This is a genomic window from Promicromonospora kroppenstedtii, assembly GCF_044389675.1.
GTDB classification, from domain to species: Bacteria; Actinomycetota; Actinomycetes; order Actinomycetales; family Cellulomonadaceae; genus Promicromonospora; species Promicromonospora kroppenstedtii.
Genome location: NZ_JBIRYI010000001.1, coordinates 669,339 through 688,723, shown reverse-complemented (window position 1 = coordinate 688,723; position 19,385 = coordinate 669,339). Strand labels below are relative to the sequence as shown.

Sequence of the window (19,385 nt, the reverse complement as noted above, 5' to 3'; positions counted from 1 at the left end):
CCATGGGTGCGTGCAGCGAGCCCTTCTCCTCGAGAACGTCCACCCCACCTCCGTCCCGATCCTCGAGTCGGCCGGGTACGAGGTCGACTACCGGAAGGGAGCCCTCGACGAGGACGAGCTGATCGCCGCCCTCGACGGTGTGCAGCTCCTCGGGATCCGGTCCAAGACCGAGGTGACCGCGCGGGTGCTGGCCGAGTCCGACAGCCTGGTCGGCGTGGGTGCCTTCAGCATCGGCACCAACCAGATCAACCTGACGGCGGCCGCCCACCGCGGCGTCGCGGTGTTCAACGCGCCGTTCTCCAACACGCGCTCCGTGGTGGAGCTGGCGATCGCGGAGATCATCTCCCTGACCCGCCGCATGACCGAGCGCGACCGCGCCCTGCACTCCGGTGTGTGGGACAAGTCGGCGGACGGCTCGCACGAGGTGCGCGGCCGTACCCTCGGCATCGTGGGCTACGGCAACATCGGCTCGCAGCTCTCCGTGCTCGCCGAGAACCTCGGCATGTCGGTCATCTTCTTCGACACCGCCGAGAAGCTGGCGCTCGGCAACGCGCGCCGCGTCGAGACCCTGGACGAGCTCCTGGAGACCGCGGACATCGTCACGCTGCACGTGGACGGCCGCTCCGGGAACGCCGGCCTGTTCGGCGAGAAGCAGTTCGCCCGCATGAAGCCGGGCGCGATCTTCCTCAACCTGTGCCGCGGGTTCGTGGTCGACGTCGACGCGCTGGCGGAGCGCATCACCTCCGGACACCTGTCGGGCGCCGCCGTCGACGTCTTCCCGGAGGAGCCCAAGAAGCGCGGCGACGCCTTCGAGTCGGTGCTGCGCGGCCTGCCGAACGTGATCCTCACGCCGCACGTGGGCGGCTCCACCGAGGAGGCGCAGGAGGCGATCGGCCAGTTCGTGGCCAAGAAGCTCAGCGACTACGTGACGACCGGGTCGACGATGCTCAGCGTCAACCTGCCGAACCTCCAGCTCGAGCACACGGGCGTGGGCCGCATCAAGCTGCTGCACCGCAACGTGCCGGGCGTGCTGGCCACCGTGAACCAGATCTTCGCGGACCACGGCGCCAACATCGAGGGCCAGATGCTCGCCACGCGCGGCGACATCGGCTACGTGGTCACCGACATCTCGGACGTGACCGAGCGGGGTGCGTCCAAGAAGCTCCAGGCGCTGGACGCGACGATCCGCCTGCGGATCCGCGACGCCTTCGAGCGCCCCGAGTTCCCGCCGGGACCGGCGGCCCGCTGATCCCCGCGGCCGGCGCCGGTGGTCCCACCGGCACCGGTCAGGCCGCCGGCCCGGAGACGGGCAGCGGCCGGACCCCGTCGATCGCGAGGGAGACGAGCCGGACGGCCTCGTCCGCCGCGTCGGCGGCCCCCTCGGTGACCAGCGACACGGCGTTGACGAGGGTCAGCAGGTCGACCATCGTGGTCTCGGGCCGCACCGCACCGGCGCCCTGGGCGCGCCGCAGCAGCTCGCCGCCGGCGTCGAGCAGCATCGACCCGCAGCCCGCACCCGACGGCGGGTGGGGCGGGCCCATCATCAGCGAAGCAGCGAGACCGCGCGTGGTCGCGCCGTAGACGGCCACCGCTCGCAGCCAGGTCACGAGGGCCTCACCCGGGTCGTCGCCCGCCGCGAGCTCCCGGGCCTGGACGCACAGCGCCTCGACACGGTCGTGGAAGACCTCCTCGAGCAGCGCCTGCCGGGTCGGGAAGTGGCGGTGCAGGGTGGCGGAACCGACGCCTGCCTGCCGGGCGATCTCCTCGAGCGACGCGTTCGCCCCGGACCGCGCCACCTCGGCCCCGGCGGCCGCCAGGATGCGGTCGTAGTTGCGCCGGGCGTCCGCACGCAGCGGTCGCGCCGGTGCCGCCGGGGCGGCCGAGATCTCTGTCACACGAGCTCCAACCAGTGGTCGAGGCGAGTTTTCCTCCTCATCGTAGCCGGGCGGCTCGTTGACAAACGGGGTGCCCCTCCATATCTTGAACCTAAGCGGGGTGCCGCCCCATTTGAGTGATGGAGATGCTGATGAACGACATGACCACTGCTGAGCCGCGCGTGGTGCTGGTGACCGGGGCGAGCTCCGGTTTCGGCCGGCTGACCGTGGAGTCCCTGGCCCGGCGCGGCCACCAGGTGTTCGCCGCGCTGCGCGGCGTCCACGACCGGAACGAACGGGCCTCCGCCGAGCTGACGACGCTCGCCGCGGACGAGCGGCTCGAGCTGCGGGTCGTCGAGCTCGACGTGACGGACCAGGCCTCCGCCGACCGCGCGGTCGACACGGTGCTCCGGACGGCGGGGCGGCTCGACGTCGTCGTCAACAACGCGGGCTCGATCTTCCCCGGGCCGCTCGAGGCGTTCTCCGCCGACGAGGCGGCGCGCCAGCTCGACGTCAACGTGCTCGGCGCGCTCCGGGTGAACCGGGCGGCCCTCCCCCACCTCCGGGAGCAGGGCCACGGGGCACTCGTCCAGATCGGCTCGATCTCGGGCCGGGTGACCCTCCCGTACAGCGGCCTGTACGCCGCGAGCAAGGCAGCGCTCGGCAGCCTCACGGAGGCGTGGCGCCACGAGCTCGCGCCGTTCGGCGTCGAGTCGGTCCTCGTCGAGCCCGCGCCCTACCCCACCAGCATCGGGAACAACGCCGTCTCGCCCGCGGACACGGCCCGGCTGTCCGCCTACGGCGAGGGCATGGGGCGCTTCGTCACAGAGCTGACCGAACGCCAGACGGCGATGCCGGAGGACCCCCGGGCGGTTGCCGACACCATCGCCGCGCTCGTCGAGCTGCCCGGCGGCACCCGGCCCTGGCACGTCGTCGTCGCCCCCGAGGCCCAGCGCCAGGCCGTCGAGTCCGCCGCCCGCGCGGCGGACGACGCCGCCCGCGCCGTGAGCTCCGACATGGGCGTCGCCGCCTTCATGACCGCCGGTCAGCCGAGGACGGAGGCCGGGATCCTGTAGGCCGAGAACGCCTCGGCCACCTGCGCCTCGTCCAGGCCGTAGCGCTCCAGCGAGTACGCGTGCGGGCGGTGGCCGCTGCGGTCGAGGGCCGCGGCCAGGTTCGCGTCGTCCGTCGCGCCCCACTCCAGGCCCAGGTTCTCGAACAGGCCGTGCACCACGGTCTCGGGGTCCTTCATCAGGTCGTCATAGACGACGTCGATCACGGCGTCGTCGGGCAGCTGCTCGCGCAGGGCGACGGCGCGCTCCACGCCGCGGGCCGAGATGTCCAGCCACTCCTGGCCGATGCGCTCCAGGTCGATGCGACCGGGCTTGATGTACATGACCTGCGTCGCCTCGGCCATGGAGCAGCCGGACGCGACCGTGGCGGCCGGCGCGCGGTGCGTCCAGACGAAGCGCGCCCCCGGGAACGCCGCCAGGATCTCCGGCATGCGCCACAGGTCCATGGGGTGCTTGAGCACCCAGCGCTCCGGGGCCTCGCCCGCGGCCATGACCTGCAGCGCGTTGCGCAGGAACCGGTAGTCCTCGGTGAGGTCGGCGTTCGCCACCCAGTCGAGATAGCGCGGCGCGGGGCCCCACGTCGCGTACATCTCGGTGTGGGCGCGCAGCATGAAGTCCTCCTCCTCGCTGTCGGCGACCAGCGGGTGCAGGTGCCCCCACACGGGGCTCAGCCTGGCCACCGTCGCGTAGCGCTTGCGCGCCTGCGCGATCAGCTTCTCGCGCTCCGCCTGCGGGCGCGGCAGGCCCAGGTTGTCCATCTCCCACAGCTTGGGGCCGCGGTTGCCGGGATGCCGGGCGATCAGGTTGTACGTCAGCGTCGTGCCGGTGCGCGGCAGCCCGACGACGAACACGGGCGCCGTCACCGGCTCGTCCCGCACCTCGGGGCGGCTCGCCTGGACGTCGCGGACGATCGCGCGGTTGGTCAGGCGGGTCCGGATCTGGCTCTGCGTGCTCGACCAGCCCATGCCGCTCAGGTCGGGGTTGGCGGCATGGTCGGCCAGGAGCAGGCGCAGCCCGTCCAGCGCCGCGAGCTCGTCGTCGCCGAGCGCGACGCGGCCGCTCTGGGCGTCGGCGAGCAGGCGCTCGAAGACGGCGTCCGGGTCCTTGCGGGTGCGCAGCCCGGGGGCGAGCAGCACGTTGAGAAGTCGAAGCAGCGGGGTGGCCTGGGGCATAGGGCACATCCTGCCCATCCGGCCGGGCGGCGACAAGCGACCTGGGGCGGCGGACCTGATCGTGACCTGCGGCATTGCTACTGGCAATGCCGGTCCGCTCGCGGTTAGCATCCCGAGCGAGGGCCTGTGCCCGGTGTCACCACGACCCGGGCCGGGCCGCCCACGAGAGGGGAAACGTGACCGCATCACCGCCGTCGGGCCCAGCACTGCGGCTGGGCGACACGACCGCACGCACGCTGCTGGCGGAGACCACGTCGGCCGCCGACGCGAACGCGGTGTACGAGCGGCTGCGGACGCGGTGGGGCTCGATCGCCCCGGTCGACCTGGAGCCGGGCGTCCCCGCCTGGCTGGTGCTGGGGCACTCCGCGGCGGTGGGCATGCTGCGCGACGACCGCACCTTCATCAAGGACCCGTCGATCTGGAACGGGCACGGCGCGGGCCTGCTCGGCCCCACCTCGACGCTGCACCTGGTGCTCGCCAAGACCCCCAAGCCCACCCTGGCCGACGCCGACGGCCCCAAGCACGCCCGCCTGCGCCCGCCGGTCGACGACGCGCTGGAGCAGATCGACGAGGCCCGCGCCGGCGCCATCTCGCGGCGGTTGTGCGGCATGCTCATCGACCGCTTCGAGGACCGCGGCCGGGCAGACCTGGTCGCCGAGTACGCCGCAGTGGTCCCGTTCCTGGTGCTGTCCGAGCTGGACGGCCTGGAGCCCACGCAGGCGCAGCGCCTCCAGGAGATCACCCGGGCGATCTTCGAGGCGGGGGCCGACGCCCGCGCCCTGACCGACGAGCTCCGGGAGATCGTCACGGGGCACATCGCCTACAGCCGCGAGCGCGGCACCCGGGACATCGCCGGGGTGCTGTCGGTGCACGACAACTTCGAGCACGACCTGGAGCGGGCCCAGACCCTGACGGCGATCACCGCCGCCGCGACCGAGGCGCTCATGGCGTGGATCGCCCAGACCCTCGTGCTGGTGCTGAGCGACCCCCGGTTCTCGCACCGCATCTCGGGCGGCCGGCTCCACATCGACGACGCGCTCGACGAGGTGCTGTGGCGCTCCACGACCAACCCGAACCTCATGCCGCGGTTCGCGGTGCGCGACACCGTGATCGACGGGAAGCTGATCCAGCGCGGCGACCCGGTGGTCGTGGCCGTGCACGCCGCCAACCATGACCCGCTTGTCCAGTCCGACGACCCGTGGGACACCGTCGGCAACCGCGCCTACCTGTCGTTCGGCGCCGGCGCCCACCGCTGCCCCGCGCCGCGCCTGGGCCGTGTGGTCTCGCGGATCGCGGTCGCCGAGCTGCTGCAGCGCCTCCAGGTCACGCTCGACGGCGACCCGGACAAGGTCGAGTGGGCCACCAGCCCGTGGATGCGGTTCCCGGCGCGCCTGCCGGTCACCTTCCCGTCGCCACGCGAGCAGGCACCGCCCCGGCCCCTGTTCCCGACGACGGCGCCGCCGGCGTACTAGCGCAGACCCGCAGGTCAGCCCGTCGCACCCGACCCTGGTCGGCGCGGCGGGCTCCTTCTTTGCGCTCATTTCATGATTCATTGTGTGATCTTCTGTTAACCCTGCCCGCTCGACACGTGACACACTCCGGACCCCTGATTGACAGAACCGCACAGCATCGGCCATTGTTGCGGTCGCACCAGCCGCCCGCCCTCGACGACGAGGAACATCAGCGATGTCAGCTTCACATTTTGAAACTCTTCAGCACACTAATTCACATTCGCCACCGCGGCGGCTCACCGACGGTCAGTTCGCCCTGCTCCTGCTCCTGCCCGGTGGCGCCCTGCTGCTCGGCGTGGTGCTCTACCCGCTCGTCGCGGCGCTCGTGACGGCGTTCTTCGAGCAGAGCCTGGTCGTCCCGGGCCGCACGTTCGTGGGCCTGGCGAACATCGTCGACGTCCTGACCGGCGACTTCCCCCGGCTGCTGGGGCAGACCCTGGTCTTCACGGTCGGCACGACGGTCTTCCCGTTCGTCATCGGCTTCGCCCTGGCCCTCGCCCTGAACACCCGCATCCGCGGCGCCAAGGTGCTGCGCGGCCTCATGCTCATCCCCTGGCTCGTGCCCGGCGTCGTCGTCTCGTTCCTGTGGATGTGGATCTTCAACGCCAACTACGGCGTGCTGAACGCGCTCCTGGAGACGCTCGGCCTGATCGACGGGCCCGTGGCCTGGCTCGCGCAGCCCGGCACCGCCATGACGGCGGTCGTGGTGGCCAAGACCTGGCAGTCCTTCCCCTGGATGATGGTCATGCTCCTGGCCGGCCTGCAGACGGTGCCCCGCGAGCTGCACGAGGCCGCGGAGATGGACGGCGCCGGCACGGTCCGCCGTTTCTTCTCGATCACGCTGCCCCAGGTCAAGGGCATCGTCGGCCTGGTGCTGCTGCTGGAGCTCATCTGGAACTTCCAGCACTTCGACATCATCTACGTCCTCACCGGGGGCGGCCCGGCCGGCGCCACGCAGACGTTCGCGACCGCCGTCTACGAGACCGCCTTCCACGGGTTCGACCTCGGGCGCGCCGGTGCGCTCGGCCTGCTCTGGATGGTCCTCCTGATGGGCCTCGTCGTCGTGTACATCCGCTTCTCCGAGAAGGGAGAGGGCAAGTGAGCGCACTGACGCCGACCCGCACGCCCGCCCACCGTCCGCCGGCCTTGCCGGACTCCCCCGCCCCGGTCCGCAGGGTGCGCCGTGGCGCGCTGCGCTCCGAGCGCCGCGGGGTGCGGATCTCCGCCTGGGCCGCCGTGGTGGTCTGCGGCGGGTTCGCCCTGCTGCCGGTCTACTGGCTGCTCGCCACCGCGCTCACGCCGCGCGAGCAGGTCTTCGCCTACCCGCCCCGGCTGTTCCCCGCCGCGCCGACGCTCGACGCGTTCGCCGCCCTGGCCGGCAACGAGCAGCTGTTCGTCTACCTGCGCAACAGCCTGCTGGTCTCGGTGCTCACCGCCGTGCTGTCCGTGCTGGTCTCGGCGTACATGGGCTACTCGTTCTCCAAGTTCCGCTACCGCGGGCGCCGGTCGCTCATGTACTTCGTGCTGGCCTCGCAGATGTTCCCGCAGGCGCTCCTGCTGGTGACGCTGTACTCGCTGTTCAGCGCGTACGGCCTGCTGAACACCTACACCGCGCTGGTGCTGAGCTTCACCACGTTCACGCTGCCGCTGTGCGTGTGGATGCTCAAGGGGTTCTTCGACACTATCCCCGACGAGCTCATCGAGGCGGCTCGCGTGGACGGTGCCTCGCGGCTGCGGATCATCCACGCGATCGTGCTGCCGCTGTCGGCCCCGGGCCTCATCGCCGCCGGGCTGTTCGCCTTCGTGCGCGGCTGGAACGACTTCATCTTCGCCCTCACGCTCGCCGGCCCCGAGAAGCAGACCCTGCCGCCCGGCCTCGTGAACACGTTCGTGGGCGAGGCGTCCACCGCCTGGCCCGAGCTCATGGCCGCCTCGCTGGTGGTCTCGCTCCCGGTGGCCATCGCCTTCATCGCCCTGCAGAAGTACCTGGTCGGCGGCCTCACCGCCGGCGCCGTCAAGGGCTGACGGCGCGGGGCGGCCACCCGCCGCCACCCGCCGCACCCCCGCAGTCCCCGTAAGCCCGACCCTCATCGTGGAGGATTCCCATGCCTGCCTTCCCCGCCCTCGACACCACCCCCCTGTCCCGCCGTCGCCTGCTGCAGCTGCTCGGCCTCGGCGCCGGCACGCTCACGCTGGCTGCCTGTGTGCCCGAGGCCGGCCCCGCCGCGCCGCAGGCCGCGAGCACCGCGGCCGCCGGGGCCAGGACCGACTTCAGCTTCGCGTCCTGGTCGCTGACCGAGGAGACGGCCGCCCCGGCGATCCGTGAGTTGCTCGGCCAGTACGCGGACGCCAACGACGTCAAGGTCCGGGAGGTGTCCTACCCGTACAACGAGTACATCAGCCAGCTCACGCTGCAGGTCAAGGGCGGCCAGGTCACGGGCGCCGTGCACGTGGACGTCGCGTGGCTCGGCTCGCTGGCCGCGCTGGGCAAGCTGCAGGACCTCGGCCCGCTCGCGCAGGGCGCGGACTACACGCAGGCGGGGCTCACGGCGTCGCAGTTCGACGGCGTGCAGTACGGGCTGCCGTGGAACATCGGCGCGATCGGCCTCATCGCCAACTCGGGCCTGCTGGAGCAGGCCGGGATCGGCGACGCGCCCGCGACGATCGACGAGTTCGAGGCCGCGCTCAAGGACCTCAAAAAGCTCGGCGGCGGCGTGGTGCCGTACGCGGCGTCCACCAAGGCGGCGCAGCTCAAGGACGTGCTGATCTGGATGGAGACCTTCGGCAGCCCGCTGCTCGACGGCGGCAAGGTCACCATCGGCGACGACGCGAGCGTCGAGGCCGTCACCTGGTACAAGTCGCTCTACGACCAGGGCCTCATCGCGGCCGACGTCGACCGGTTCGACGCGCGGTCGCTGTTCGCGCAGGGCCGCGCCGCGATCTACGACGACGCGATCGTCGGCCGCGACGCCGTCGTGAGCGAGTCGCCCGACAAGAAGCTGGCGGACAAGCTCACGGCGTGGTCCCGCCCCGTGCTCGCGGCCGGCGACATGCCCCGCGCCCTGGTCTGGGGCGGCGCCCTCGCGGTCGTCCAGGGGGACGGCGCGGAGACAGCCGCCGACTTCGCGAAGTGGATGACGTCGGACGTCGAGGTCGCCAAGCAGTACTTCGCGGCGCGCGGCCTGCCGCCGGCCACCGAGTCGGCGCTGGCGCTGCCGGAGGTGGCGGACGACGCGTTCGGCGCACAGTTCGCCGAGCGGATCACCGCCACGGCCACCACCAACCCGTTCTGGGTCTACCCGCAGTACGCCCAGATCGAGACCGTCATCGCCGAGCAGGTCCAGGCGGTGCTGGTGGGCAGCGCGGAGCCGAAGGCCGCCATGGAGAAGGCCGGCGCGGCAGCACAGAAGCTGGTCGACTGATGCGCCGGCCCCACAACCCCGGCTCCCGCGCCGTCACGGCCGCCCTCGCGGCGGCAGTGACCATCGGCGCCGCCCTGCCCGTGTCGGCCGCCGCGGCGCCCGCGGCCCGGAACGCCGCGCAGGTCGACCAGCTGCCCTTCACCGTCGACTCGTCCAACCAGGCGGGCTGGTGGAAGCCGCTCGACGTCGTCGGCGGCGTCACCTATGTCGCCTACAACGCGCCCGGCCCCACGGCCGCGACGCACGAGGTGCACGTGGCCGCACGCGGGGCGGACGGCGACTGGACCGACGGCTGCCTGCGGTTCGCCGACGGCTCGTGCGCCACGTTCGCGGACGACAACGGCCACAACCAGCCCTCGATCGTGGTGGACGGCGCCGGCCACGTGCACGCCTTCGTCTCCATGCACCACGAGCAGTGGAACTACTTCCGCACCACCACGCCGGGCGACGTCACCTCGCTCGTGGACGTCTCGGCGCAGATGCCCGACCAGGACCTCGCCATCACCTACCCCGTGACCGCCCGCGGCACGGACGGCGACGTCTACGTCATGGCCCGCGCCGGCGCGGACCAGCGCCAGGCCCGGACGGGCAACCTGTACCGCTTCGACACCTCGGCCGGCAGGTGGTCGCGCGTCGCGGTGGTCGCCGACGCGCCTGCGCACTCCTTCTACCCGGACGACCTCAAGGTCGGCACGGACGGGCGCGTGCACGTGCTGTGGGAGTGGGGGCCCTGGCCCGCCGACCCGTCGCGGCACCTGGGCTCGTACGCCGTGTACGACCCGGCCGACGGCTCGTTCCGGGACGTGACGGGCTCCGCGCTCGCGACCCCGATCACGCCGTCGACGCCGGGCGCGGTGATCTACCAGCCGTACACCGCGGGCGAGGAGATCGGCTCGTACTGGCCCGCGCTGCAGACCGCGAAGCTCGCCGTGCACGGTGACACGCTGGACGGCATCGCCTACCGGTTCCGCACCGAGGGCGTCACGGCGTTCGACGGCTACGACGTCCGGTACGCCCGCTGGGACGGAGCCGCCTGGCAGCGCGAGACCGTGCTCGACCTGGCCGGCCTCGGCCCGGGCGTCGAGACGTCGGCGGCCATCGAGACGACGTCGGCCGGTGCCACCACGCGGGTGTACGCGGTGGTGGAGACCACCTCCTGCGTGACGGGCCAGCAGAGCGCCGTCGTGCGGGCCGAGCGGGTGCGCGGCGAGAGCACGTGGCGGTTCGGCACCGTGGGCGAGCCGCGGGCGGGCGCCCAGCGGCTGAGCGCGGTGACGGCGCCGACCGGCACGGACCAGCTCTACGTCACGGTGCCGAGCGCCGGGCAGCTCTTCCACGCCGCGCTCCCCCGCACGGGCGGTACACCGGACGGCACCACCGCGGCCCAGCTCGTGGCGGACCTGCGCGGCGAGGCCACGAGGATCAACGTGGCCCGGGGCGCGGACGTCACCGTGTCCTCGACGCTGCGCGCCGACACCGGCGGCGAGCTCGCGGTCGACGGCTCCTGCACGGACGCCAGCCGCTGGATCTCCGCCCTGGACGACGCCCAGCCGGTGCTCACGGCCGACTGGGGCACGCCCACCGCCGTCGACACGGTCCGCGTGCGCAGCGGCTACAGCAAGGCCACCGGCACGGCCGACGTGCTGCGCGCCTTCTCCGTCGAGCTGCACACGGCCGACGGCTGGGTCCCGGTGGGCCAGGTCAGCGGCAACACGCAGGGCACGGTCACGCTCACGTTCCCCGCCGCCACGGCCGACCAGGTGCGGCTGCTGGTCACCGACCCGTCGGCGTCGGCCACCGACGTCGCGCGGGTCTACGAGGTCGAGGCCCTCGCCGTCGACGGCTAGTCCCGCTCCGCCCCGCACGCCCGCCCCGCACACCCACCAGCACCAAGGAAACAAGGAGAACATGCGCACCCAGACGGTAGAAGCCGACATCGTCGTCGTCGGAGGGGGCCTCGCCGGCGTCTGTGCCGCCGTCGCGGCCGCCCGGATGGGCCGGCAGGTCGTGCTGATCAACAACCGGCCGGTGCTCGGCGGCAACTCGTCGTCCGAGGTGCGGGTGTGGGTGTGCGGGGCGACCGCGCACGGCAACCAGCGGTGGGCCCGGGAGACCGGGATCATCGGCGAGATGTACGTGGAGAACCAGTACCGCAACCCCGAGGGCAACCCGGTCTACTGGGACGACGTCGTGCTGGACACCGTGCGCCGCGAGCAGAACATCCGGCTCTTCCTGAACACCGACGTCCGCGAGGTGCGCGCCACGGGGCCCGACGACGCCCGGCGCATCGAGTCGGTGACCGGCTGGACCATGGCGTCGGAGATCCTGACCACGTTCACCGCGCCGGTCTTCCTGGACTGCACCGGCGACGGGCTCGTGGGCCACCTCGCCGGGGCGCGGTACCGGCTGGGCAAGGAGAGCCACGCCGAGTTCGGCGAGGAGTGGGCGCCGCCGGAGGCGGTGCGCGAGTTCCTGGGCTCGACGCTGCTGTTCTACACGAAGGACCTGGGGCACCCCGTGAAGTACGTGGCGCCCGAGAGCGCCATCGACATCTCGGGCACCCCCATCCCCGAGCACCGCATCATCCGCAGCGGCGACTCCGGCGCGCACTACTGGTGGATCGAGTGGGGCGGCGAGCTCGACACGGTCGACGACAACGAACGGATCCGCGACGAGCTGCGCGGCGTCATCCTCGGCATCTGGGACCACATCAAGAACTCCGGCACGTTCGACGCCGACAACCTGACCCTGGAGTGGATCGGCAACGTGCCCGGCAAGCGCGAGTACCGCCGGTTCGTCGGCGACTACACGCTGCACCAGGGCGACATCGTGGGCCAGACCGAGTTCGCCGACGGCGTCGCGTTCGGCGGCTGGTCCATCGACCTGCACCCCGCGCAGGGCATGTACGCCACCGGGGCCGGGGCCCTGCAGCGCTTCTCCGACGGCGTCTTCGAGATCCCCTACCGGTCCCTGTACTCCGTCAACGTGGAGAACATGCTGTTCGCAGGCCGCGACGTCTCGGCCACGCACATCGCGTTCGGCGCGGCGCGCGTCATGGCCACGTGCGGCGCCATGGGCCAGGCCGCGGGCACCGCGGCGGCACTGTGCGTCGAGCACGGCACCACCCCGCGCGGCGTGTACACCGACCACCTGGACGAGCTGCGCCAGACGCTCCTCGCCTGGGACGCTCCCCTGGTCGGCGTCGCGAACACCGACGAGCGCGACCTGGCCCGCCGGGCCCGCGTCACCGCGTCCAGCACCGCGACCACCGTCGCGGCCCCCGTGGCCGCCGCGACCGGCGACCCCTACGACGACTTCGACGTGCACGACCTCGACGTCGACCTCGGCATCGCGCTGCCCGTCCACCCGCGGCTGGACAGCGTGGACCTGCTGGTCTCCGCCCGGAGCGACACGACACTGCGCGTGGAGGTGTACTCCACCGGCAAGAAGCAGAACGTGGTGCCCGCACACCTGGAGGCCGCGACCGACGTCGTCGTGCCCGCCGGCGACCACCGCTGGGTCACGGCCCACGTGCCGTTCGCCCCGGACACACCGCAGAACGCCTTGGTGGTGCTGCGCGCCAACCCCGACCTCGCCGTGCACACCACCGCCGCCCTCCCGCCCGGGGTGCTCACCCTGGTGCACCGTGTCGACAGCGACGACCAGAACGTGCAGATCAGCACCGACGAGCTGCTCGTGCAGTGGCCCACCAAGCCGCTGCGCGGCCGGTCGGTCGTCTTCCGGTCCGCGCCGGAGACCCGCGCCCTGGCGCCCGAACGCGCCACCGGCGGGTACCACCGCAACCACGGCGGGCCGAACATGTGGGCCTCGGCGCCGCTGACCCCCGGGCGCGACGAGTGGCTGCGCCTCGACTGGGACGAGCCCGTCACCCCCGGCGAGGTGCGGGTCGTGCTCGACGACGACCTCGACGTCGAGCTGAACACGCTGCACCACCACCGCACCCCGCACGAGGTGCTGCCCACGCTGGTCCGGGACTACCGGGTCGAGGTGCTGCCGGTCGGCGACCAGGAGTGGGTCACCGTCGCGGCCGTCACCGACAACCGGCAGCGGCTGCGCGTGCACCCGCTGCCCGACGACGTGGGCGCCGTCCGCTCCGCGCGTCTCGTGGTGGCCGCCACCAACGGCGCCGAGCAGGCCCGCGTGGTCGCGTTCCGGGTCCAGGAGCGATGATGCCGCCCGTCGTGTCGTCGGCCCCCCGCCGCCGGGCGGGCACCACTACGCTGTCGGTCGTGCACAGGAAAGAGCGCACCGGGATCGTGGCGCTCGCCGTGCCGGACCTGGAGGAGCCGTACTTCGCCGAGCTGACGGCGCTGCTGGTGCGGCGCGCGGACCAGCGCGGCCTGTCCGTGCTCATCCAGCAGACCGCCGGCGACCACGAGCGCGAGGTGAACGTCGCCAACGGCATCGGCCTGCCCCCGACGGACGGGCTGATCCACATCCCGCGCGCGCTGTCGGTGGCTGACCTGACGCGGCGCGCCACGCCCGGGCCGCTCGTGCTGCTGGGCGAGCACATCCTGGTCAGCCCGTTCACGCACGTCACCATCGACAACCGGGCCGCGTCGTACGCCGCGACGGAGCACCTGGCCCAGGTCGGCTGCGCCCGGGTGGCGTACGTCGGCACCCGGGACGCGCGCCCGTCCGACGCCGCCGACCGGCGGTACACCGGCTACCGGGACGCCGTGGCGGCCCTGGGGCTCACCCAGGACCCGGACCTGGTGGCGCAGGTCGACGCGTTCACGCCCGACGAGGGCCTGCGCGCGGTCGCGGACCTGGTGCGGCGCGGGGTCGCGTTCGACGGCCTGGTCTGCGCGAACGACTCGGTGGCGTTCGGCGCGCTGGTCGCGCTGCAGGCCGGCGGGCGGCGTGTGCCCGACGACGTGGCCGTGGTGGGCATCGACGACGTGCGCGGCGCACGGTTCACGGTGCCCGCTCTGACCTCGGTCGCCCCGGACAAGGAGGCCCTGGTCGAGCGCGCGCTGAGCGAGCTGGAGCGGCAGATCGCCACCCCGCCCGGCGGCAACCTGCCCGTGGAGCACGTGGTGGTCGGGGCGCGCGTGGTGCCCCGGGCCAGCACGGCCCGGTGAGTCCGGCCCTCGGGTCAGTCCTCCGGCACGACGACGAGCTCGCCGACCTGGTCCGCCAGGGTCGCGCGCGCCGCCGCGTCCAGGCCGTCGTCGACCACCAGCCGCTCCACGTCGCGCAGGTCCACCACGGTGGTCAGCCCGACGACGCCCCACTTGGAGTGGTCGGCGAGCACGACCGCCCGGCCGCCGGCGGCGAGCAGGGCGCGGTCGGTCTCGGCCTCCAGGAGGTTCGGCGTGGTCAGGCCGGCCTGCAGGTCGATGCCGTGGGCGCCGAGGAACGCGATGTCCAGGTGCAGGTGCTCCAGCGAGCGCACCGCGACGGGGCCCACCAGGGAGTCGGACGGCGTCCGGACGCCGCCGGTCAGCACCACGGACTGGGTGTACGGCTCGTCGGACCGGTCGGGGCGGCGGAACACCTCGGCGACCGGCAGGGAGTTGGTCACCACGGTGAGCTCCGGCACGTCCCGCAGCTCCTGGGCCAGCACCCACGCCGTCGTGCCGCCGGACAGGCCCACCGCCATGCCGGGCTCGACCCAGGCCGCGGCGTGCCGCGCGATCGCGCGCTTCTGCTCGACCTGGTGGTGCATGCGCGTCACGAAGGTGCGGTCCTGCCGCGTCGTCTCGCCCTGCCGTGCCGTGGCGCCGCCGCGCACCTTGTCGAGCTTGCCGTGGTCGGCGAGCACGTCGATGTCGCGGCGCACCGTCATGGCGCTCACCCCGAGCTCGTCGGCGAGTTCCGCGATGCTCGCGGCGCCGCGCCGGGCGACCTCCTCGACGATCCGCGCCCTGCGCTCGGCGACCAGCACACCTACCCCTTTCGACGACCGGCTCAGTGTGCCACGAGCCACGCGCCGCGCCGTCGAACCGCGCCCTGCCCGAGGAGTTCGACGTGACCCCCACCGCGCCCGCCGGCCTGCCGAGCCCGTACGACCGCTGGTTCCCCGGCAGCCTGATCGACGGCACCTACGGGTACGACCGGGACGCCCTGCTCGGCGTGGAGCCGGCCGCCGAGCCGGACGGCTTCGCCGACCTGTGGCGCTCCTGGCACGCGGCGGCGCGCGACGTCGCACCCGCCGTGGTGGCCGGGCCCGCCGTGCGCCAGGGCGCGCACGACGTCTCCGTCGTCACGTTCACGGCCGACGGCGGCCTGCGGCTGCGCGCCTGGGTGGCGCTGCCCGTCGGCGTCGAGCCGCGGGTAGGAGTGGTGCACAGCCACGGGTACGGCGGCCGGGACGCGCCGAGCTTCGAGCGGGTGCCGCGCGACGCCGCCGTCGTCTTCCCCGTGGCGCGGGGGCTCGGGACGCTCAACGCGGGCGTGGGCGCCCCGGACACGAGCGCGCGGCACGTGCTGCACGGCCTCGGGTCGGTCGAGACCTACACCGTGGGCCGCAGCGCCGTGGACCTGTGGCACGCGGCATCCGCCCTCCTGGACGTGCTGGCCCGGCGCGACGCCGCCCTCGGCAGCCTGCCCCTGTACTTCGTGGGCACGAGCTTCGGCGGCGGCATCGGCGCGCTGGCCGTGCCGTGGGACGACCGGTTCGTCGGCGCCACGCTGGAGGTGCCGACGTTCGGGCAGCACGACCTCCGCCTGCGCATGCCGTGCACCGGGAGCGGCGAGGCGGTGCGTCACCACGTGGCCGAGCACCCCGAGGCCCGCGCGGTGCTCGCGTTCCACGACGCGTCGGTGGCGGCCACGCACCTGCGGGTCCCGACCCGCGTCGAGTGCGCCGCCTGGGACGTGCACGTGCCGCCGCCGGGCCAGTTCGCGGTCGCGGCCGGGGTGTCGCGGGCGTCGTCGGCGGGCTCGGGTGCCCGCCTGGAGCTCGCGGTGCACTCCGCCGGGCACGCGGAGTACCCGGGGATGGCCCGCGAGCTGGCGACGGCGTTCGCGGCGACGCGGGCGCACATCGGGGCCTGTGTCGCCGCGGCAGCCGCCCCTACCTCGGCAGGGTGAGGATCTCGGCCCCGTCGTCCGTGACGGCGATGGTGTGCTCGCTGTGCGCGGTGCGGCAGCCGGTCGCGCTGCGCAGCGTCCAGCCGTCGGCGTCGACGACGAGCTCGTCGGTGTCGGTCATGACCCACGGTTCGAGTGCCAGCAGCAGCCCGGGGCGTAGCCGGTAGCCCCGGCCCGGCCGCCCCGTGTTCGAGACGTGCGGGTCCTGGTGCATGGTCGAGCCGATGCCGTGCCCGCCGAACTCGGTGTTGATCGGGTACCCCGCCGCGCCGAGCACGGAGCCGATGGCGTGCGAGAGGTCGCCGATGCGAGCCCCGGGGCCGGCGGCGGCGATCCCGGCGGCGAGCGCGCGCTCGGTCGCCTCGATCAGTGCATGGCTCTCGGCGGCCTCGGGCCCGGGATCGCCCACGACGAAGCTGACCGCGGAGTCGGCGGCGATCCCGTCCAGGGAGACGGCGAGGTCGAGGGTGAGCAGGTCGCCGTCGGCCAGGGTGTAGTCGTAGGGCCTGCCGTGGAGCACGGCGTCGTTCACCGCGGTGCAGACGTAGTGCCCGAACGGCCCCCGGCCGAACGACGGCGCGTAGTCGACGTAGCAGGACTGCGCCCCGGCGTCGGCTATCAGGTCCCGGGTCCAGCGGTCGATGTCCAGGAGATTGGTGCCCACCGTGGCGCGGTCGCGCAGCGTCCGCAGGAAGCCGCCGACGAGGGCTCCCGTCTCCCTGGCGCGGGCCAGCTCGGTGGGGTTCAGGATCTCGATCATGGGGTGCCCTTCGTACGCCTACCAATAACTATCCCGGCAATGTTATACCGGTATTAGAATCGGCGTCATGGTCAGGCTGCCGCTCACCCCCGCCGACGTCGAGCGCGGACAGCGCCTCGGCGCCCTCCTGCGCCGCGCGCGCGGGGACCGTTCGATGCTGGAGACCGCGCTCGACGCCCGCGTCTCCCCCGAGACCCTGCGCAAGATCGAGTCGGGTCGCGTGGCCACGCCCGCGTTCTCGACGATCGCGGCGATCGCAGGGGTGCTGGGCCTGTCCCTCGACGAGGTGTGGGCCGAGATCAGCCGGCCCGAGGGCGCACGGGACCGGCTGGTCTCCTAGCTGGTCGACCCCGCCCGCGGTGCGTCAGAGGGGGTGCACCCAGGAGAGGTCGGGTCGACGCACCCGGGCGCGGGCTCTACCAGGTGGCCGACCGGCCGGCGGGTGTTCCGTGTGTGGTTGGCGGGGCGGTGGGCTCGGCCGGTACGGGATCGGGCCGTGGGCCGGTGCGGTCTGGCAGCCGATCGAGTAGCGGCTGCGTGGGATGCGACCGGGCGTGGGGCCGGTCATGCCGACGGCCGGGGTCCAGGTTGGGGTCGCGGTCCGGTCGCGGGTTGGCGAGGCGTCCGGAACGTGGTCGGGCCCGCCTGTCGCTGGCGCGAGAGCTGCCGTTGCGGGGGTCTCGGCCTGGTCGGGGTCGAGGGCCGGTCCCGATACTGCGGTCGCGGGCGCGTCACCGGGCGTCTCGGCATCTGCGACGGGTGCCGGCCGGTCTGCCGACGCGTTGCCGAGCCCGTCAGTGCCCGTGATCGGTGCTACCTCACGCGCTGAGGCAGTGGCACGCACCGAGGGCGCGCCAGGAAGGGCGGACGCGTCACGCGCGGGTGCCGTGTCCCGGCCCGGTGTCGTGCCGCTGGTCCTTGCTGGGGCCGGTGGTGTGGGCGCGACCGAGACATAGGTGTGCCCTGTGGGGGTGACCGTCTCGACCGCATGCCGACCATCGAGCTGGGTGGTCTTCTGCGACCAGCCCGGGGCCTGCTTTGCGTGATTGCACCTGGCACAGAGGCCCTGGCCGTTGTCGAGGCTGGTCGGGCCGCCCTCGGCGTGTGGGGTGATGTGGTCGGTGTGCCGGATCGGCGCGTCACACCAGACGGTGGCGCAGATCCCTTGTTCGCGGGCCCGCAGCAGGCTCGCCAACCCCGGTGGGTGGAACCGGGACGTGGACGTCGTGGCCAGTAGCCGGCCGTGGGGGTTGACGTAGATCGACCGCAGCCACGCGGTGTCGGTGTCGATCGCGTGCGCGGCAAGGTTGCGGGCCACCGGTGCCGGGACCACGCCCACACCGGCCGGGGCACCCTCGACCACGATGGCCGGTTGGCCACCAGCGGCCAGGAGGGTGTCGTCGGAGACCAGCAGGTTGATCGTCACCGGCACATCATTTGCCTGCCCGGGTTCACGGGTGGTGACACGTTCGATGAGGGTGTCGGCCATGATCTGACCCACCCCACGCCCGTCACCCATGGCCTTCGCAGCCTCCGCGGTTGTCTTGAGCTGGGCGTAGGCCTGCACTCCTTGGGCCATCGGCACCAGCGCGGTGAGGTAGACCATCAGGTCGGGTGCCGGGCGGATCGAGACCCGCCGCTCCGTCACGGCCTTGGCGTTGCGGTTCACGCAGGCGTGCACGTCGAGCCGGGCGGCCAACTCCTTGATCCGGGCGACCAGGCGTCGGGTGCTCATCCGGGACAGCTCGGCTACGTGGGTGGGTCCGCAGATCTCCTCGTCGATCAGCGCCCGGTGCTCCACGGACAGGTGGGACGTCTCCCGCACCAACAGGGTGGCCCGCCATTGGGACAGCACCCCGGTCTGCAACGCGGTAAAGGTGTGGCGCATCTGGGTGACCCAGACGCGGGACGTGGAAACGAACCCGGCCCCGGCGTGCGGACTGACCCGTAGCGCCGCGCCGATCTGGTTGGGCACACCACGGCCACGCCGCTCGGCGCGGATGCTCTGCCGGGCCTCCTCGGCGCGGGTCGCCTCGTCCAGGGCGACCGCCAGCCGGGCCTGGGTCGCGGTGACCGCGTTCTTCACGGCCTCGAGTTCACCGAGCAGGTCCACCCACTGCGCCTGCACCACTCCGGGCACGCTGGCAGGAGTGTCAGTGGCACCCGGCAGGATCATCTCTGCCAGGGCCCGCCGCACGGCCCGCACCGCCGCGATATCGACGGCCCCGCCAGTCGCGGCCGCACCGGACGTCGCGGCACGACTGGGCAGCACCGACCCATCAGGCAGTCCCGACTCGTTCCCGGGCAGCAACCCGGACGGCAGTCTCGACCCTGTCCCGGGCAGCACCGATCGAGCAGCCTCCCCGCCTGCTCGATCTGGCACCTCACCGGTTCGCGTCATACCACCAACATATGGCACACACGTTCGTACCGCTCGCCGAACCGGCCCCGTCTGCCGATAGCAGAATCCGGCCGCGCACCCTGTGGACGAGCAGCGGCCACGACCCGCATGTG

General features: G+C 73.0%; 15 protein-coding genes and 1 pseudogene. 11 read left to right on the top strand and 5 right to left on the bottom strand.

The genetic code is table 11. The features are described 5' to 3' along the window. Nucleotides 1-10 precede the first annotated feature (10 nt). On the top strand, nt 11-1,249 hold the full coding sequence (serA, locus tag ACH47X_RS03040; protein WP_397401255.1) for a phosphoglycerate dehydrogenase: 1,239 nt from the start codon (nt 11-13) through the stop codon (nt 1,247-1,249). A 37-nt stretch (nt 1,250-1,286) separates the two neighbouring features. Here the strand turns inward: serA and ACH47X_RS03035 are convergent, their stop codons facing one another. After that, nucleotides 1,287-1,895 (bottom strand): TetR/AcrR family transcriptional regulator, encoded by a 609-nt coding sequence (locus ACH47X_RS03035; RefSeq protein WP_397401253.1) that lies wholly within the window; start codon nt 1,893-1,895, stop codon nt 1,287-1,289. A 131-nt stretch (nt 1,896-2,026) separates the two neighbouring features. Between ACH47X_RS03035 and ACH47X_RS03030 the strand changes: the two genes are divergently transcribed. Continuing rightward, the gene (locus tag ACH47X_RS03030) at nt 2,027-2,950 is read left to right on the top strand and encodes an SDR family oxidoreductase (RefSeq protein WP_397401251.1); all 924 of its coding nucleotides are present in this window, start codon (nt 2,027-2,029) and stop codon (nt 2,948-2,950) included. On the opposite strand, the gene ACH47X_RS03025 is transcribed toward ACH47X_RS03030, so the two are convergent. Next, nucleotides 2,920-4,119 carry a sulfotransferase family protein gene (locus tag ACH47X_RS03025; protein ID WP_397401249.1) on the bottom strand — a complete coding sequence of 400 codons (1,200 nt, stop codon included), beginning with the start codon at nt 4,117-4,119 and terminating at the stop codon, nt 2,920-2,922. The genes ACH47X_RS03030 and ACH47X_RS03025 overlap by 31 nt on opposite strands. Before the next feature lie 176 nt (nt 4,120-4,295). Between ACH47X_RS03025 and ACH47X_RS03020 the strand changes: the two genes are divergently transcribed. The 7 genes and pseudogenes from ACH47X_RS03020 (at nt 4,296) to ACH47X_RS02990 (ending at nt 14,157) form a co-directional block, all read left to right on the top strand. Then, nucleotides 4,296-5,591, top strand: coding sequence for a cytochrome P450 (locus ACH47X_RS03020; protein WP_397401247.1), 1,296 nt, complete (start codon nt 4,296-4,298; stop codon nt 5,589-5,591). A 214-nt stretch (nt 5,592-5,805) separates the two neighbouring features. Further along, nucleotides 5,806-6,732, top strand: coding sequence for a carbohydrate ABC transporter permease (locus ACH47X_RS03015; RefSeq protein ID WP_397401245.1), 927 nt, complete (start codon nt 5,806-5,808; stop codon nt 6,730-6,732). After that, nucleotides 6,729-7,655: a carbohydrate ABC transporter permease gene (locus ACH47X_RS03010; RefSeq protein ID WP_397401243.1), complete on the top strand. Its 927-nt coding sequence runs from the start codon at nt 6,729-6,731 to the stop codon at nt 7,653-7,655. The genes ACH47X_RS03015 and ACH47X_RS03010 overlap by 4 nt, the downstream gene beginning before the upstream one ends. An 80-nt stretch (nt 7,656-7,735) precedes the next feature. Continuing rightward, nucleotides 7,736-9,052 (top strand): extracellular solute-binding protein, encoded by a 1,317-nt coding sequence (locus ACH47X_RS03005; RefSeq protein WP_397401241.1) that lies wholly within the window; start codon nt 7,736-7,738, stop codon nt 9,050-9,052. After that, a complete protein-coding gene (locus tag ACH47X_RS03000) occupies nt 9,052-10,899 on the top strand; it encodes a BNR-4 repeat-containing protein (RefSeq protein ID WP_397401239.1) in 1,848 nt (615 codons plus the stop codon). Before ACH47X_RS03005 ends, ACH47X_RS03000 begins: the two co-directional genes overlap by 1 nt. Nucleotides 10,900-10,951: 52 nt before the next feature. Next, nucleotides 10,952-13,243 (top strand): annotated as a pseudogene (locus tag ACH47X_RS02995) (FAD-dependent oxidoreductase); the annotation flags it as partial. 59 nt (nt 13,244-13,302) lie between these two features. Then, nucleotides 13,303-14,157: a LacI family DNA-binding transcriptional regulator gene (locus ACH47X_RS02990; RefSeq protein ID WP_397401237.1), complete on the top strand. Its 855-nt coding sequence runs from the start codon at nt 13,303-13,305 to the stop codon at nt 14,155-14,157. Nucleotides 14,158-14,171: 14 nt separating this feature from the next. Here ACH47X_RS02990 and ACH47X_RS02985 read toward each other — a convergent pair whose 3' ends face one another. Then, nucleotides 14,172-14,963, bottom strand: coding sequence for a DeoR/GlpR family DNA-binding transcription regulator (locus ACH47X_RS02985; protein ID WP_397401235.1), 792 nt, complete (start codon nt 14,961-14,963; stop codon nt 14,172-14,174). Between the two features lie 83 nt (nt 14,964-15,046). Here ACH47X_RS02985 and ACH47X_RS02980 point away from each other — a divergent pair, with 83 nt between their 5' ends. Then, a complete protein-coding gene (locus ACH47X_RS02980) occupies nt 15,047-16,111 on the top strand; it encodes an acetylesterase (RefSeq protein ID WP_397401233.1) in 1,065 nt (354 codons plus the stop codon). Here ACH47X_RS02980 and map read toward each other — a convergent pair. Then, entirely contained in the window at nt 16,095-16,871 is a 777-nt protein-coding gene (map, locus tag ACH47X_RS02975; RefSeq protein ID WP_397401231.1) for a type I methionyl aminopeptidase, read from the bottom strand. The two genes, ACH47X_RS02980 and map, sit on opposite strands and share 17 nt — an antisense overlap. Before the next feature lie 67 nt (nt 16,872-16,938). On the opposite strand from map, the gene ACH47X_RS02970 reads away from it, so the two are divergent. After that, nucleotides 16,939-17,211 (top strand): helix-turn-helix domain-containing protein, encoded by a 273-nt coding sequence (locus ACH47X_RS02970; RefSeq protein WP_020016723.1) that lies wholly within the window; start codon nt 16,939-16,941, stop codon nt 17,209-17,211. Between the two features lie 24 nt (nt 17,212-17,235). Here ACH47X_RS02970 and ACH47X_RS02965 read toward each other — a convergent pair whose 3' ends face one another. Then, nucleotides 17,236-19,047 carry an HNH endonuclease gene (locus ACH47X_RS02965; protein WP_397401509.1) on the bottom strand — a complete coding sequence of 604 codons (1,812 nt, stop codon included), beginning with the start codon at nt 19,045-19,047 and terminating at the stop codon, nt 17,236-17,238. Between the last annotated feature and the right edge of the window lie 338 nt (nt 19,048-19,385).

Coding starts and splice junctions, on each gene's coding strand:
- ACH47X_RS02970 (WP_020016723.1), top strand. CDS start 16,939: ATGGTCAGGCTGCCGCTCACCCCCGCCGACGTCGAGCGCGGACAGCGC.
- ACH47X_RS03030 (WP_397401251.1), top strand. CDS start 2,027: ATGAACGACATGACCACTGCTGAGCCGCGCGTGGTGCTGGTGACCGGG.
- ACH47X_RS03005 (WP_397401241.1), top strand. CDS start 7,736: ATGCCTGCCTTCCCCGCCCTCGACACCACCCCCCTGTCCCGCCGTCGC.
- ACH47X_RS03015 (WP_397401245.1), top strand. CDS start 5,806: ATGTCAGCTTCACATTTTGAAACTCTTCAGCACACTAATTCACATTCG.
- ACH47X_RS03025 (WP_397401249.1), bottom strand. CDS start 4,119: ATGCCCCAGGCCACCCCGCTGCTTCGACTTCTCAACGTGCTGCTCGCC.
- map (WP_397401231.1), bottom strand. CDS start 16,871: ATGATCGAGATCCTGAACCCCACCGAGCTGGCCCGCGCCAGGGAGACG.
- ACH47X_RS02965 (WP_397401509.1), bottom strand. CDS start 19,047: ATGATCCTGCCGGGTGCCACTGACACTCCTGCCAGCGTGCCCGGAGTG.
- ACH47X_RS03000 (WP_397401239.1), top strand. CDS start 9,052: ATGCGCCGGCCCCACAACCCCGGCTCCCGCGCCGTCACGGCCGCCCTC.